Raw genomic sequence first — 15282 nt, 5'->3', positions numbered from 1 at the left:
ACGCATTTTGAATATTGGGAGGATTGTTATGAGTTTCATGAAGGCACTGGCTTCGGTCGCAGTTGGATTTGCTGCAGCAAAAGGCATGGAAAAGTACAAGCAAATGGGCGGGATGGCCGGTCTGCAAGATATAATGCAGGGCGCCGGGGGCGGCTTTGGCATGGATCAACTGGGCAAGATGGCAGAACAGTTCGGGATGCCGGGGGGTGCCGGTGGGCTGCAAGAGATAATTGGAAAGCTTGGCATGGCCAATCCGGCCGGGGCCGCAGGTCTTGGTGGGCTGATGAATGCCATGCAGGGGGCAGCAAAATCAGGCAGCCAGCAGACCGCCGACATGATGGATACGGTATTCAAAGGCACACCCGGGGGCGCGGCGATGGAGGAGCAGGCCAAGCTGATGCTGCGCGCGATGATCCAGGCAGCCAAGGCGGACGGAGAGCTAGATGAGCAAGAGAAGGAAACCATTCTGGGCGAATTGGGTGATGACATCAGCGATGAAGAACGCGCCTTTGTTCAGGATCAGTTGAATGGCCCGATTGATGTTATCGGCCTGGCTGCTGATTCCGGTGCGCCATTGAAAGCGCAGGTCTATGCCACGTCTTTGGCGGCGATTCGTCTGGATAACCAGCGCGAGGCCTCTTACCTTGTTCAACTGGCCACTGCGCTGGGTTTATCTGATGCCGAACGCGACCAGATTCACACGTATATGGGCGCGCCGACACTTTCGACATAGGCCTGATCCCTGATCAGCCGATCATGTGCCCAATTGCCCTTGACACGAGCCGTGCAAGGCGTAAAAGCGCACGCTCATAGGAATTCAACCGAAAGGCCCCTGCCTTTTCGGACGCAGGAGATAACCATGGCGAAGCCGACGACAATCAAGATCCGTCTGAACTCGACCGCGGGCACGGGCCACTTCTACGTGACCAAGAAAAATGCTCGCACCATGACCGAGAAAATGATCGTTCGTAAATACGATCCGGTTGCTCGGAAACATGTCGAGTACAAGGAAGGCAAGATTAAGTAATCTGCCGTCCAACTTGGACAGAATGAAAAAGGGTTTCGCTGATGCGGAACCCTTTTTCTTTCTGCATGCGGCTGGGTGAAATGCCCGGGATCAGAAACTGGCCGTTGCAGTGGCGCATCAGCGTAACGGCTATTCGGTTGGGCGGCGGGTTGCTTTTTGGAACCCCTTGGCCATACGCTTCAGCAAATCGTTCCAAAATGTTGGTCGCCATGAAAAAAATCTTGTTATCCACAATTGCCGTATTCACCCTTGCGGCTTGTGAAGACCCCTTTAATCGATCGGGCGTTGGCTTCACGGGCATCGATGGTGAGCCCCGGACCCTCTCGGATGTTCCCGGTGCGGTCTCGTTCCTTCCCGACGCCACTAATATTCCGGCGGAACTGGCTTTGTTGCCATCCATCCCGGTCGTAACGGATCAGACCGAGGCGGAAAAAATTGCCCGCGTCGCGATCGACAACGGTGGGCGCAGCGACACAAACTCAGTCGTTCTGACCGGTTCGGATATGAACCTGTTCTTAAGCACCGTCAGCGTGAACGGCACTTTGTTCGGAGTTCTTCGAACCGCAAACAACAGCACCCGCGTGGACAACGACATCGGCGCAGCCTTTGGCCAAAATGCCGAACAGTTTACCGGTTGCCTGCCTGCAGGTGACGTGTTCCGCAAGGGGTCGTCGTCGCGCAGCTCGGGTTTTGCGGTTGCTCTGAACTGCAGCTGATCGAACCACGCAGTTACGAAATGAAAAGCCTCCACTGTCTCGGTGGAGGCTTTTTTGTTCTTGGCGACATAAGTCTGCGCCGCCTGTTTGCCGTCCCGGGCAGGATGCCATGCAGCGAGGCAAACAAAAAAAGCGGGCCAAATCTGGCCCGCCTTGGAAATCGAATTCCGGCTGTCTTATTCGCGGTTTCCGAACAGCTGCAGCAGGAACATGAACATGTTGATAAAGTCCAGGTACAGGCTCAGCGCGCCCATGATTGCGGCTTTACCCAACCATTCCTGGTCGCCCGAATGAGCCATCTGCAGGTAGGTGGTTTTGATCTTCTGCGTGTCATAGGCGGTCAGGCCAGCAAAGATCAGTACACCGATCACCGAGATCGCGTACATCATCGCGGGTGACTGCAGGAAGATGTTTACAACCATCGCCACGATCAGGCCGATAAGACCCATGATCAGGAAGGTACCCATTCCAGACAGGTCTTTCTTGGTCACGTAGCCATACAAGGACAGCCCAGCGAAGGCGATCGAAGTAATCAGGAACACCTGAATGATCGACATGCCTGTAAAGGCAATGAAAATCCAGCTGATCGACAGGCCCATCACCGCTGCGAATGCATAGAACACCAGCTGCGCAGCTGCGGCGGACAAGCGGTTGATGCCCGCGCTAAAGCCAAAGATGAACGCCAGCGGTGCAAACATGATCACCCAGCGCAGGGGCGACGTATAGATCGCGGCACCCAGCGAAGTCAGATAGGTGCCCGAGTTGATTTGCCCGACCGCAGCCGACGGGTCCGTTGTGGTTGCAAGGCCGGAAATGGCCCAGGCCGCGATGAATGTAATCAGCATGCCCACAGACATCGTGCCGTAGACTTTGTTCATATGGGCGCGCAGGCCCTCGTCAATCTGGGCAGCGCGCGCACCGGTCGCCGTCCGGATCGTGTCAAATTGTGCCATTAAGGGTCTCCCTTTGCATATTTCTTGTCGGGCCATGATGTTGACCCCATTCCCCGCAAATATCGGCAAGTGCGGGCTGTGTTTCAAGGGTTTAACGACCGAAACTGGCTAAAACACGCAACAAAAATGGCAGCCCGAGGGTTCGCGCTGCCATTCACTGAGAAAAGGTGCGGTGTCGAATCACTTTTGCCAGAACTCCGGCGCATCCCAAATGGATCGTGACGCCTCGGCTTCGGCCTGTTGGCGGGTGATACCGATGTCTTCCAGGGCGCGATCATCAAGTCTGGCAAGCGTTTTGCGCTGACGCAGAAGAGAGAGCGCATCCCGAAGCGAGGACAACAAAGAACGACGCTGCGGTGTGCAGTGCTGTTTGATTGCAATTTGGGTCATATTTATTGTCCTTTCTCTGTTTCATGATGGTTGATCGTGCTTCCATCAACTTCCTTGATTTATATGGCGCAACATGTCACATTTTGAAAATGAATATTTATGAAGAGATGCATAAGGATTTGTGAACATGCGAAATCTGGATATCACCACGCTCCGTTCCTTCGTTGCCGTTGCTGACCAAGGTGGCGTCACAAGGGCCGCCGGATTTCTGCATCTGACGCAATCCGCCGTGTCGATGCAGTTGAAGCGGTTGGAAGAGCTGCTGGGCCTCGAATTGTTGGACCGTAGTGGACGTACAATTGCGTTGACTGCATCCGGCGAGCAGCTGCTGGCCTATGCCCGGCGCATGATCGCGCTGAATGACGAAGTGATCTCAAAGCTCACAGATCAGGCCTACGAAGGCGAGGTCGTTCTAGGGGTCCCACATGACATCGTCTACCCTGCGATTCCGCGCGTATTGCAGCGTTTCAACGCTGACTTCCCGCGGGTTCGAGTGCAACTGATTTCATCATATTCCCTTCAGCTGAAAGAAATGTTCAAGCGCGGCGAATGCGATTTGATCCTGACAACCGAAGCATCAGCCAGTGATGGATCTGAGACCGTCGCTGAGTTGCCCTTGCGGTGGATTGGGGCGCCGGGCGGGTCAGCATGGCGTAAGAACCCGATTCCGCTGGCTGTTGGGCGGCGGTGCGCGTTTCGGCCCCAAATGATCTCGGCCCTCGATGTGGAAGGTATCCCGTGGGAACTGTCAGTCGAAACAGAAAACGACCGCACGATCGAGGCGACTGTCAGTGCGGATCTGGCTGTTCACGCGATGCTGGACGGGACCGAACCCGCACATCTTGAACAGATCGATACCGGAGGGGCTTTGCCGGACCTGCCGGCCCACATGATCAATCTGTATGGGGGCGAGACCGGGCGCGGCGCCGTCGTCGAAGCGCTGGCTGCGCTGGTGCGTCAGAATTTTCGTATGCTGGGCAGTGCACCGCTCAAGGCTGTCGTGGGTTAAAGCGCCCGTCAGGGAGAAATAACCACTTTGCCGGTGGCCACGCGATCGCGCAGCAACTGCATGCCTTTGTCGGCCTCGGCCAACGGAAGTACGTGGCTGATATGCGGCTTGATCCGACCCTCGGCAAGCCAGCCGAACAGCGTGTCAAAGCTGTCCTGAACGATCTGCGGCCGGAACTTCAAATAGCCGCCGATGTAAAACCCAATCACTGTCAGGTTTTTCACCAACAGATGGTTGGCCGGAATTTGGGGGACGTCGCCGCCCGCAAACCCGATGGGTAACAGACGCCCTTCGGGGTTGGTTGCCCGGAACGCGGCTTTGAAGACATCCCCTCCGACAGCGTCATAGACGACATCCGCGCCGCCCAGTTCCTTGACGCGTGCGCGCAAGTCTTCCGAGGCGTCGATCAGGTGATCCGCACCAGCCGCGCGGGCCACATCCAGTTTTTCCTGCCCGCGCGCATGGGCAATTACCGTCGCGCCCATAAGCTTGCCGATTTCGACGGCGGTAAGTCCAACCCCACCTGCGGCCCCGGTCACCAAAAGGGTCTCGCCCGGCCGCAGATGCGCCCGGTGATCAAGGGCGATGTGGCTGGTGCCGTAAGCGATCTGAATGGCCGCTGCATTTTCAAAGCTAATTGCGTCGGGCAGGGGTATCGCACGGCTCGCATCAAAAACGCCATATTCCGCCAGCCCGCCCTGACCGGAATATACGGCCACGCGGTCCCCGACATTCAGGCGCGTAACACCGTTACCCAGCTTGTCGACAACGCCCGCAACTTCCATACCCAGCGTGAACGGAGCCTCGGGCGTGTCCTGATACGTACCCTTCTGCATTAGCAGGTCGGCAAAATTCAATCCGCAGGCCTTGATTGCGATGCGCACTTGCCCTGTGCCGGGTTCGGGAAGGTCAATATCAGCCAATTGGGCCGCGCTTCCCTGGGATTGAATCGTGAATGCCTGCATGATCGCGCTCCGTAATTTTGAGGCATAGATTCTTTTCAGCCAGGGTTTGTCAATCATTTCTCCGGGCGCATTGGTTGCATTCGGGTTTCCGACAGCGGGTGCAGTACGCATCGAAACGTCAAAAACACACAACCTTAAATCTTTGTGACGGGAAACGGATTCAACCTTCTTGAAAAATTACCCAAATGCGGCAATATTGCGCTATGGTGCTGTTTTGGGGGTATGTTCCAAATTAGGGAGTGGTTAAGTGCGACTCGCTAGTGTTGCGATAAAAAGCAACGCGCGCCCCTAGTAGTTGTGTGTAAAAGAGGAGAATACCAATGACCCATCACGTCGATGTCCATGTGGGCAAGCGCGTCCGGCATCGCCGCTGGCTGATTGGCATGACCCAGCAGCAGTTGGCGCAGCAAGTTGGTATTAAGTTTCAACAAATTCAAAAGTATGAAACTGGGGCCAACCGGATCAGCGCGTCTCGACTGTGGGACATTGCCGAGGCATTGGACGTTCCCGTCAGCTTTTTCTTTGAGGGTCTGGAAGAGGCCGAAAAAGAAACATCAGGCAAAAAGTCGGTTCCTGCCGATCTGATGGGGGACAAGGAAGCGCTGGACCTCGTGCGGTCCTATTACGCGATTCCCGAAAACCAACGTCGCCGCCTTTTTGAGCTGGCGCGGGTTCTTAGCGACGTCGCATAAATTAGCGGGTTGACTTCAAACCGTGCGCGCCTCACGGGTTACGCATGCAAGAGACCTCTCTAAGCGATCTGGAAGTTGCCGAAGAAATGGCCGACGCGGCGCGTGCGGCCATTCTTCCGTATTTCCGGCAAACTAATCTGGACACCACGAACAAATTGGATGATGGGTTTGACCCCGTCACTATAGCCGACCGAAACGCCGAAAAGGCGATGCGCGCGGTTCTGGCGCGCTATCGGCCCGAAGATGGCATTTTCGGCGAAGAGTTTGGTCGCGAAGAAGGCTCCAGCGGACGAACTTGGGTTCTGGACCCCATCGACGGTACCCGCGGTTTTATCAGCGGTACTCCGACTTGGGGGGTTCTGATTGCTCTCAGCACAACTGACGGCCCGATTATGGGGGTGATCGACCAACCCTATATCGGCGAACGGTTTGTGGGTTCGGCAGATATCGCGCAGGTCACCGGCCCATCCGGAACGACACCGTTGAAGACGCGCTCGACATCCGCTTTGGATCAGGCGGTTGTTTTTACGACTTTCCCAGAGGTTGGCACACCTGAGGACCGTGCAGGGTTCGAAGCGGTGGCCCGGCAAGCAAAGCTGACCCGTTATGGCATGGATTGTTATGCCTATGCGCTGGTGGCGGCGGGGCAGGTTGATCTGGTGATCGAATCCAGCCTGAACGCCTATGACATTCAGGCCCCCATTGCAGTGATCGAGGCTGCTGGTGGGGTTGTGACTGACTGGCGGGGCGGTCCGGCCCATAATGGCGGGCGGGCTCTGGCGGCGGCGAATCCCGAACTGCACGCGGTCGCACTGGAAATCCTGCGCAACTATTGAAACTGGTTGCCGCAATTTGGCCGGTCGGGTAGGTTCTACGCGGCTGGTTCTTATGCCCGTTTTCCGCCAGCCTTTGCACTTCTTGCATGAGACGGGCTGTTGCAGGAGGGCGAATTGACCGAAATCCTTATCAAAAATGCAGATACCATTCTGACGATGGATGACGCGCGGCATGAGTTGTCGGGCGCAGACATTCTGATCGTGGGGGGGCAGATCGCGCAGATCGCCCACAACTTGCAAACCGACGGTGAGATCCACGATGCTGCGGGTTGTGTTGTGACGCCCGGGCTGGTGAATACCCATCACCATCTGTACCAAACCCTGACGCGGGCTGTGCCGGGCGGGCAGGATGCACTGCTGTTCGGATGGTTGCAGACACTCTATCCGATCTGGTCCCGTTTCGGCCCTGAAGAGATGTTTGTGTCGGCTCAGATTGGCCTGGCTGAATTGGCTCTGTCGGGCTGTACGCTCAGCTCTGACCACCTTTACCTTTACCCCAACGGCGCGCGCCTGGACGATACGATCGCTGCCGCCGCCGAAATTGGTCTGCGATTCCATCCGACCCGCGGCGCAATGAGCATCGGGGAAAGCGACGGCGGCTTGCCGCCAGATGCATTGGTCGAGGTGGAATCCGATATCCTCGACGACATGATCCGCGTGGTTGACGCGTTTCATGATCCATCCGATGGGGCGATGTGCCGGGTAGGGTTGGCACCTTGCTCCCCGTTTTCCGTCAGCAGAGACCTGATGCGCGACACGGCAATCCTTGCGCGCGACAAGGGTGTGATGCTGCACACTCATTTGGCGGAAAATGATGAGGATATAGCGTATTCGCAGGCGCAGTTCGGGTGCCGCCCTGGTCAATATGCCGAAGATCTGGGTTGGACCGGATCAGACGTCTGGCACGCGCATTGCGTGAAACTGGACGGGGCCGAGATTGATCTGTTCGCCAGAACCCAAACGGGTGTGGCGCATTGCCCGTGCTCAAACTGCCGCTTGGGGTCCGGTATCGCACCGGTTCGAACCATGCGTGATCACGGGGTTCCGGTGGGTCTGGGCGCCGACGGTTCGGCCAGCAACGATAACGGCAGTCTGATCCTCGAGGCCCGACAGGCCATGCTGCTGCAGCGCGTTGCCAATGGCGCGGATGCGATGTCGTCACGCGAAGCGTTGGAAATCGCGACACGCGGCGGTGCAGATGTGCTGAACCGCCCCGATTGCGGTCGGCTAGAGCCCGGCAAGCGCGCCGACATTGCCATATGGGACACGCGCGGGATCGAAAGCGCGGGCAGTTGGGACCCGGCGGCATTGCTGCTGGCCGGGCCAATGAAGGTGAAGCACCTGTTTGTCGAAGGCCGCCAGATTGTGCGCGACGGGCATGTCACGACGTTGGACCTGCCGCGCGTGATCGAACGGCAGACCCAATTGGCCCGCACTTTGCAGGCTTAGGAAGACACGCGGCGACCGGCGATCCAAACCTCAGCAATTGCCCGGTCGTCGCCCATCATGATCGTAGGAAAGATCGCCTCCCACAGATCATCGGCGCAGGCTTCACGCTGGGCAATTGCGGGGGTTGAGGCGAGGTCAAGAACGACCAGATCAGCCTCCATCCCCGGTGCGACATTGCCAATACAATCATCCATCCGCAGCGTGCGAGCCGAGCCAACCGTGCCCAGCCACAGCAGTTGTGCCGCGTGCAGCGGCGACCCGCGCAGCTGCCCGATTTCATAGGCCGAGGCCATCGTGTGCAACATTGAAAAGCTCGACCCGCCACCAGTATCTGTTGCCAGACCAACCCGGTGCCCTTCGCGCATCAGCCCGTCCATGTCGAACAAGCCGGATCCGATAAAGGTGTTCGAGGTCGGGCAATGGATCAGCGAGGCGTCAACCTCGCGCAGCCGGTCACGTTCGCGCGATTCCAGATGGATGACATGGCCGTAAACGCCATGCGAGCCCAGCAGTCCGAACTTTTCATAGGTATCCAAATAGTCCCGCGCATCAGGGAAAAGCTCACGAACCCATGAGATTTCGTCTGTCTGCTCGCTCAGGTGTGTTTGCATCAGGCAATGCGGGTGTTCGGCCCACAGTGCGCCCATCGCCTCAAGCTGCTCGGGCGTGGATGTGGGCGAGAACCGTGGTGTGATGGCGTAGGAAATCCGGTCGACACCGTGCCATTTCTCAAGCAGCGCTTGCGATTGATCATAGGCCGTCTGCGGGGTATCCCGCAGCCCTTCGGGCGCGTTGCGATCCATGCAGGTTTTGCCTGCCACCACACGCTGCCGGCGTTGCTGGGCGGCTGTGAAGAATGCGTCGACGCTTTCGGGGTGGATGGTGCAGAAACTGCACATTGTCGTGGTACCGTGCGACGCCGTCAGATCCAAATAACGATTGGCGATCTCGGTTGCATAGTCGGGATTCCCGAACTTCATTTCCTCGGGGAAAGTATATGTGTTCAGCCAGTCGATCAGGCGCTTGCCCCAGCTGGCGATCATCGCGGTCTGTGGGTAATGGACATGCGCATCCACAAAGCCAGCCATGATCACGTGTTGACCGTGGTTTACAACTTCGGCATCGCGGTTCGCGGATATCAAGCTGTCGGCCTCGCCGACTGCAGATATGCGGCCGTCTTCGATCAGGACCGCTTCGCTGATTGTCACAGCCTCCGTCGGCTCACCTTCAAATGGTGATCCGTTGAAGCTCAGGACACGCCCTTTCAGCAGCGTTTTTTGCGCCATTTCCGTTCATCTCCGCCTGTATGGGACTGGGAAACAGCATAGTGGGGCGAAAGTTGTCGGTAAATCGGCGCATTGTCATTGTTTTCCGGTAGCTGCTTCTTCTAATTAGGGGTCAATGCGCGAACCAACCGGGGGCAGACATGACGACAGGCTATGATGAACCCGTAATCGATTCCGCAAGCGACGATGACGCCTATGCGCTGGATCGCCGGATGGTTGCCGCGATCCTGTATGCGGTTGATGTGGAAGATCGCGACAAGCTGATCGAGCTGATGGAGCCGCTGCACCCTGCGGACATTGCTGACCTCCTTGAACAGATTAATCCCTATGACCGTGGGCGTTTGATCCGTCTTTACGACAAGGAATTTGACGGCGATATCTTATCCGAACTGGATGAGTCCGTCCGCGAAGAGGTTATCAGTGTCCTGCGCCCCGATGTTCTGGCCGACGCCGTGCGGGAAATGGAGAGCGATGACGTCGTCGACCTGCTGGAAGACCTTGAAGAGCCGCAGCAAGAAGCCATCCTGGACGCGTTGGAAGATTCCGAGCGGATCGCCGCGGAACAGGCGCTGTCCTATCCGGAAAACTCAGCCGGTCGCCTCATGCAGCGCGAGGTTGTCATGTCGCCCGAGCATTGGACCGTGGGGCAGACCATTGATTTCATGCGCGCCAATGATGACTTGCCGGAACAGTTCTATCACGTTGTTCTGGTTGATCCGCGGCTCAAACCGGTGGCACAGGTCACGTTGGGCAAGCTGATGGCAACCCGGCGCGAAGTGCCGTTGCACGACATCGCCGAAGAGGAATTTCATACCATCCCCGTCGATCAGGACGAAGAGGATGTGGCCTACGCTTTTAACCAGTACCACCTGATTTCCGCCCCGGTGGTCGATGCCGATGGGCGTTTGGTCGGCGTGATTACCATTGATGACGCCATGGTTGTTCTGGACGAAGAATACGAAGAGGACATGTTACGCCTTGCCGGCGTCAGCGACGAAAGCTCGTTGTCCGACAGTGTCGCCGCGACCAGTAGGCGGCGCCTGCCTTGGCTGGCCGTCAATCTGTGTACCGCAATATGCGCGTCACTGGTCATCTCGCAGTTCGAAGCGGCGATCAATCAGTTAGTGGCACTGGCAATCCTGATGCCAATCGTTGCCTCGATGGGGGGTAATGCCGGGACGCAGTCGCTGACGGTTGCGGTGCGAGCGCTTGCAACGCGTGACCTGACCGGATCGAACGTGGCGCGCGTTATCCGGCGAGAATTGCTTGTGGGGGTACTCAATGGTCTGTGCTTTGCGACCGTTTTGGGGACTGTCGGCATGATGTGGTTCGATTCACCCTTGTTGGGTGTCGTGATCGGCTCGGCCTTGGTCGTGAATATGGCGATCGCAGGCTTCGCAGGTACGGTAGTACCGGTTGTGCTGGATCGTCTGGGCATTGACCCGGCGCTGGCGTCAGGGACTTTCGTCACCACCACAACGGATGTCATGGGGTTCTTCATCTTTCTTGGGCTTGCCAGCGTGGTGCTACTGTGACCGATCTGACTGAAATCAAGGCCGTCGCCCGTAAGGCGGCATTTGCGCGCCGGAAGGCTGCATTCGATGCGCGTTTGCCGGGTGCAGCCGGACGTTTGTCCGAAGTGCTTGCGGGGCATCGTGGCGTCCCGATGTCGGGGTACATGCCGATCCGCACCGAAATTGATCCTTTGCCTGCTATGGCCGAGGCCGCGGCTTATGGCCCGGTCGGTGTGCCGGTCATTCAGGCCGCCGGGCAGGCGTTGCGGTTTTCGCGCTGGACGCCCGAGGGCGTGCTAAAGGATGGCCCGTTCGGCGCTAAGGTTCCCGAAATTGACGACTATTTTGACCCCGAGATTCTGGTTGTGCCGCTGGTTGCTTTTGACGCGCAAGGCGGAAGACTGGGATATGGCGGTGGCTTTTATGACCGCACGCTGGAGGGATTGCGCGCCAAGCGCCCCACACTGGCCATCGGCTTTGCCTTTGACGCACAAGAAGCCGAGGGGCTGCCGTTGGAACCCACGGATCAGCCGTTGGATATGGTCATCACTGAAAGCCGAGTACTGACGTTCTCGGCCTGACCGCCTTAGGTCGGGCTGTTTTCGCGAAAGTACTCCCACGCGTCCACTTCTGTGCCATCGGGCAGGATGCAGATACCGATCTGGCCGCCTTCGCCATCTCGGATTTCGTAACGATTGCCGCTTTCAACGCAAAAGGTTGCTGCCGGGTTCGCCAGCTGGGTGGACGAGTCGTTTGAAGCAGGTTGGTCGCAAGCTGAAAGCGCGGTCAAACTGGCGGCGGTCAGAAGGGCAAGGCGCATGGGAAATCTCCTGCATTATGTTCTTTGGCGGTTTATTCTGCCAGCTTAACCACTTGTGCTTGAGAGATACCACACTTAGGACAGTTCGAATGAGGATACTTTTTCTGGGTGACGTGATGGGCCGCGCCGGACGCGCGGCCATTCAGCAACATTTGCCGCGTCTGCGCGACGAATGGCGGTTGGATTTTGTCGTGGTCAATGGCGAGAACGCATCAAACGGGATGGGTCTGACCGGGGATCACGCCAAGCTGCTGCTGGATGCCGGGGCCGATTGCCTGACACTGGGCGATCACGCGTTCGACCAGAAGGACATGTTGCAATTCATCGAAAGTGAACCCCGTATTGTGCGCCCGGTGAACTTTGCCAAGGGCGCGCCGGGCAGGGGCCACCGGTTGTACACCGCGTCGGGCGGGCGCAAGGTTCTGGTTGTTCAGGTGTTGGGGCAAGTCTTCATGAAACGCCCCTTTGATGATCCGTTCTCTGCTATTGAACCAATCCTGAAGTCGCACCCGCGTGGCGGGCAAGCGCAGGCGATCATCGTCGATATGCATTGTGAAGCGACTTCCGAAAAGATGGCCATGGGCCACTATTGCGACAAACGCGCCAGCCTTGTTGTGGGCACGCATACGCATGTGCCGACTGCTGACGCGCAAATCCTGCCGGGTGGCACGGCCTATCTGACGGATGCGGGCATGTGTGGCGATTATGACTCGGTCATCGGCATGGACAAGCTGGAACCGATGCGCCGGTTTATCACCGGTATGCCCAAAGCCCGGTTCACTCCGGCTAGTGGCGAGGCCACGCTAAGCGGAGTGTTCGTTGAAACCGATGACCGTGACGGTCAGGCGAAATCTGTTCAAATGGTGCGCATTGGTGGGCGGCTACAGCAAGCTGGCCCACAGTAAAGGCACGTCAGGCTTGCTCTGTCGCGCGCAATGCGTGAAACTGCCTGACGGGCGCGTAAGCCAGGCCAGGGTTCGGACAGAATACCAAGAATGCAATTCCTTCAACTGACAGAAATGGGAAGCGCGATACTGGCGCTGTTGGTCGTTGCAGGCATGTTCATCACGTTCCTGCGCGAATCCTATCCGACTGAAGTGGTCGCAATTGGTGGCGTGGCCGTGATGCTGGTGACGGGCATTCTGCCCTACCAAAGCGCACTCGCCGTTCTGTCAAATCCGGCCCCTTGGACGATTGCCGCGATGTTCATCATCATGGGAGCATTGGTGCGTACCGGAGCACTGGACGCATTCACATCGACCGCACAGAAACAGGCACAGGTAAGTCCCAAGGTCGCAATCGCGACGCTGATGGCCTTTGTTGTCTTTGCCTCGGCGGTGGTTTCAAACACACCTGTCGTGGTCGTCATGATCCCCGTATTCGTTCAGATCGCGCGGACGCTGAACGTGTCGGCCTCGAAACTGCTGATCCCGCTTAGCTATGCGGCCATTCTGGGTGGTACGCTGACCCTGATCGGGACCTCGACCAACCTGTTGGTTGATGGCGTTGCGCGGTCCCAGGGGATGGCCCCGTTTACGATCTTCGAGGTCACGCCGCTGGGCATTGCGCTAGTCATTTACGGCATGTTCTACCTGCGGTTTGTCGCGCCGCGCCTGCTGCCGGAACGGGACAGCATGGCGACAATGCTTAGCGATCGGTCGAAGATGAAGTTCTTTACCGAGGCTGTCATTCCCCCCGACAGCAACCTGATCGGGCGTGAGGTGACGGGCGTGCAGCTGTTCAAACGTCCTGGCGTGCGCCTGATCGACGTCGTGCGCGGCGACGAGTCGTTGCGGCGCAACCTCAAGGGCGTCGCTTTGAAAGTTGGCGACCGTGTCGTTCTTCGGACTGAGATGACGGAGCTGCTGAGCCTGCAATCCAATAGAGAACTCAAGCGTGTCGATCAGGTCTCGGCGGTTGAGACGAAAACGGTCGAGGTGTTGATCACTCCGGGCTGCCGCATGGTCGGGCGGACGCTGGGCGCGATGCGTTTACGCCGTCGCTATGGCGTCTATGTGCTGGCGGTGCATCGGAGAAACCAGAATATCGGGCGGCAATTGGATGATCTGGTCGTGCGGGTCGGTGACACGCTGCTACTGGAGGGTTCACCAGCAGATATCCGGAAACTGGCAGCCGATATGGATATGGTCGATGTGACTCAACCTTCGGCCCGCGCATTCCGCCGCAGCCACGCGCCGATTGCCATCGGGGCGCTGACCGGGATCGTTGTGCTGGCCGCGCTGGGCGTTGCGCCCATCTTGCTGCTGTCGATCCTGGCTGTTGCGGTTGTTTTGATTACGCGCTGCATCGACGCGGATGAGGCATTTTCCTTTGTCGAAGGACGATTGCTGGCCCTCATCTTCTCAATGCTGGCTATAGGCGCGGCATTGGATAAATCCGGTGCAGTTTCCTTAATTGTCGAAGCCGTGGCGCCGGGTCTTGGTGCCCTGCCACCATTCCTGATCATCTGGGCGGTCTATTTGCTGACCTCTGTGCTCACAGAGCTGGTGTCGAATAACGCCGTGGCAGTTGTGGTGACGCCGATTGCCATTGGTTTGGCGCAGGCAGTGGGCGTTGATCCGCGCCCGCTGGTCGTGGCGGTCATGGTGGCGGCCTCGGCTTCATTTGCGACGCCGATCGGATATCAGACCAACATGATGGTTTACGGCCCCGGTGGGTACAGGTTCACAGATTTTCTGAAAGTTGGCGTGCCGCTGAATCTGACTGTGGGTTTGCTGGCTTCGCTGTTGATCCCTCTGATCTGGCCGCTTTGAGTTCGGCACGGAACCGCTGGTTTTCCGGCGAAGTCCTTGTAAAATCAAAACCTCATACAATGTTTTGAATAAGTGATTTTGCGAAAAGGAGCACGTCAATGCTCAAGACCGGATATACTGCGCTTACGGTTGCGGCCACGTCAGCCATGCTGAGCAGCGCGGCCATCGGCGGAACGATCGAAGGCACTGCAGCATATCGCGAACGCATCGCCGTACCACCGGATGCGACGCTTTACGTGCAATTGCAGGACGTCTCGCGCGCGGACGCACCGTCGGTGACCCTGTCGGCAAAGCGCTATGCGCTGACCGGAGTGCCAGCACAATTCGAGCTGAGCTATGACGACGCCCTTATTCAAGAGGGGATGCGCTACGTAGTGCGTGGTTCGATCTTTCAGGGCGACAAGCTGTTGTTCACAACCGATACTGCCTACCCTGTTCTGACGAATGGGGCCGGGAACACGACCGATCTGATGCTGGTCAAAGTACAACCGCCCGGGGCAGCCGTGCTGGAGAACACCAACTGGACTGCAACCGGCCTGAATGGCGCAGCACTTGAGACCGAAAGGCGCCCCGCGCTTTCATTCGCCAATGATGGCGCGTTCTCAGGCAGCGGTGGATGTAACCGGTTTTCCGGCAAAGCCGAGATTGCGGGCAACAATATTGAATTCCCCGACAACATGGCCGCCACCCTGATGGCCTGCCCGCCGCCACTGGATGAAGTTGAGCGGCAGTTCTTCAAAGCCCTTCAGGGGGTGACAGCATATGCCTTTAAAGGCGATACGCTGGTGTTGCTGGACAACGCCGGGCAATCCGTCGTGCAGTTTGCCCGGGAACAGTAGGGTTTAAGGGGC

General features: G+C 57.8%; 18 protein-coding genes. 12 read left to right on the top strand and 6 right to left on the bottom strand.

The window, feature by feature from the left end; all coding sequences use genetic code 11:
• The first annotated feature begins 28 nt into the window (after positions 1-28).
• Both AC2FJE_RS07360 and rpmG read left to right on the top strand, forming a co-directional pair.
• Entirely contained in the window at positions 29-733 is a 705-nt protein-coding gene (locus tag AC2FJE_RS07360) for a DUF533 domain-containing protein (protein WP_496755108.1), read from the top strand.
• 126 nt (positions 734-859) lie between these two features.
• Positions 860-1027 carry a 50S ribosomal protein L33 gene (gene rpmG / locus AC2FJE_RS07355; protein ID WP_058275626.1) on the top strand — a complete coding sequence of 56 codons (168 nt, stop codon included), beginning with the start codon at positions 860-862 and terminating at the stop codon, positions 1025-1027.
• Here rpmG and AC2FJE_RS07350 read toward each other — a convergent pair.
• Positions 1020-1238 carry a hypothetical protein gene (locus AC2FJE_RS07350; RefSeq protein ID WP_496760824.1) on the bottom strand — a complete coding sequence of 73 codons (219 nt, stop codon included), beginning with the start codon at positions 1236-1238 and terminating at the stop codon, positions 1020-1022. The genes rpmG and AC2FJE_RS07350 overlap by 8 nt on opposite strands.
• Between AC2FJE_RS07350 and AC2FJE_RS07345 the strand changes: the two genes are divergently transcribed.
• Positions 1237-1743: a hypothetical protein gene (locus AC2FJE_RS07345; protein WP_282119060.1), complete on the top strand. Its 507-nt coding sequence runs from the start codon at positions 1237-1239 to the stop codon at positions 1741-1743. The two genes, AC2FJE_RS07350 and AC2FJE_RS07345, sit on opposite strands and share 2 nt — an antisense overlap.
• 176 nt (positions 1744-1919) lie before the next feature.
• Here the strand turns inward: AC2FJE_RS07345 and AC2FJE_RS07340 are convergent, their stop codons facing one another.
• Complete coding sequence (locus tag AC2FJE_RS07340; RefSeq protein ID WP_496755104.1) at positions 1920-2696, bottom strand: Bax inhibitor-1/YccA family protein; 777 nt, start codon at positions 2694-2696, stop codon at positions 1920-1922.
• Positions 2697-2876: 180 nt separating this feature from the next.
• Positions 2877-3086, bottom strand: coding sequence for a DUF1127 domain-containing protein (locus AC2FJE_RS07335; protein WP_282119062.1), 210 nt, complete (start codon positions 3084-3086; stop codon positions 2877-2879).
• 127 nt (positions 3087-3213) lie between these two features.
• On the opposite strand from AC2FJE_RS07335, the gene AC2FJE_RS07330 reads away from it, so the two are divergent.
• Entirely contained in the window at positions 3214-4095 is an 882-nt protein-coding gene (locus tag AC2FJE_RS07330) for a LysR family transcriptional regulator (protein ID WP_496760823.1), read from the top strand.
• 8 nt (positions 4096-4103) lie between these two features.
• Here the strand turns inward: AC2FJE_RS07330 and AC2FJE_RS07325 are convergent, their stop codons facing one another.
• A complete protein-coding gene (locus tag AC2FJE_RS07325; RefSeq protein WP_472723203.1) occupies positions 4104-5060 on the bottom strand; it encodes an NADPH:quinone oxidoreductase family protein in 957 nt (318 codons plus the stop codon).
• Positions 5061-5380: 320 nt separating this feature from the next.
• Between AC2FJE_RS07325 and AC2FJE_RS07320 the strand changes: the two genes are divergently transcribed.
• The 3 genes from AC2FJE_RS07320 to AC2FJE_RS07310 all read left to right on the top strand — a co-directional run bounded on the left by AC2FJE_RS07320 (position 5381) and on the right by AC2FJE_RS07310 (position 8037).
• The gene (locus tag AC2FJE_RS07320; protein ID WP_058275630.1) at positions 5381-5752 is read left to right on the top strand and encodes a helix-turn-helix domain-containing protein; all 372 of its coding nucleotides are present in this window, start codon (positions 5381-5383) and stop codon (positions 5750-5752) included.
• A gap of 44 nt (positions 5753-5796) precedes the next feature.
• Positions 5797-6588, top strand: a complete 792-nt coding sequence (gene hisN, locus AC2FJE_RS07315) for a histidinol-phosphatase (RefSeq protein ID WP_282168886.1) — start codon at positions 5797-5799, stop codon at positions 6586-6588.
• A 114-nt stretch (positions 6589-6702) separates the two neighbouring features.
• Complete coding sequence (locus AC2FJE_RS07310) at positions 6703-8037, top strand: 8-oxoguanine deaminase (protein ID WP_108859507.1); 1335 nt, start codon at positions 6703-6705, stop codon at positions 8035-8037.
• Here the strand turns inward: AC2FJE_RS07310 and guaD are convergent.
• Positions 8034-9323, bottom strand: coding sequence for a guanine deaminase (guaD, locus tag AC2FJE_RS07305; protein WP_496755096.1), 1290 nt, complete (start codon positions 9321-9323; stop codon positions 8034-8036). The two genes, AC2FJE_RS07310 and guaD, sit on opposite strands and share 4 nt — an antisense overlap.
• 140 nt (positions 9324-9463) lie before the next feature.
• Between guaD and mgtE the strand changes: the two genes are divergently transcribed.
• Positions 9464-10858, top strand: coding sequence for a magnesium transporter (gene mgtE / locus AC2FJE_RS07300; RefSeq protein ID WP_282151683.1), 1395 nt, complete (start codon positions 9464-9466; stop codon positions 10856-10858).
• Positions 10855-11418 carry a 5-formyltetrahydrofolate cyclo-ligase gene (locus AC2FJE_RS07295; protein WP_058276815.1) on the top strand — a complete coding sequence of 188 codons (564 nt, stop codon included), beginning with the start codon at positions 10855-10857 and terminating at the stop codon, positions 11416-11418. Before mgtE ends, AC2FJE_RS07295 begins: the two co-directional genes overlap by 4 nt.
• A gap of 5 nt (positions 11419-11423) precedes the next feature.
• Here AC2FJE_RS07295 and AC2FJE_RS07290 read toward each other — a convergent pair whose 3' ends face one another.
• On the bottom strand, positions 11424-11657 hold the full coding sequence (locus tag AC2FJE_RS07290) for a putative hemolysin (protein WP_058275635.1): 234 nt from the start codon (positions 11655-11657) through the stop codon (positions 11424-11426).
• An 89-nt stretch (positions 11658-11746) separates the two neighbouring features.
• On the opposite strand from AC2FJE_RS07290, the gene AC2FJE_RS07285 reads away from it, so the two are divergent.
• The 3 genes from AC2FJE_RS07285 (at position 11747) to AC2FJE_RS07275 (ending at position 15270) form a co-directional block, all read left to right on the top strand.
• Positions 11747-12562 (top strand): TIGR00282 family metallophosphoesterase, encoded by an 816-nt coding sequence (locus AC2FJE_RS07285; RefSeq protein ID WP_496755093.1) that lies wholly within the window; start codon positions 11747-11749, stop codon positions 12560-12562.
• Between the two features lie 90 nt (positions 12563-12652).
• Positions 12653-14431 (top strand): SLC13 family permease, encoded by a 1779-nt coding sequence (locus tag AC2FJE_RS07280; protein ID WP_496760822.1) that lies wholly within the window; start codon positions 12653-12655, stop codon positions 14429-14431.
• 98 nt (positions 14432-14529) lie between these two features.
• Positions 14530-15270: a YbaY family lipoprotein gene (locus AC2FJE_RS07275; RefSeq protein ID WP_496755089.1), complete on the top strand. Its 741-nt coding sequence runs from the start codon at positions 14530-14532 to the stop codon at positions 15268-15270.
• Positions 15271-15282 lie beyond the last annotated feature (12 nt).

Source organism: Ruegeria sp. CDSC002 (genome assembly GCF_059610905.1).
This window is presented reverse-complemented; position numbering and strand designations above follow the sequence as displayed.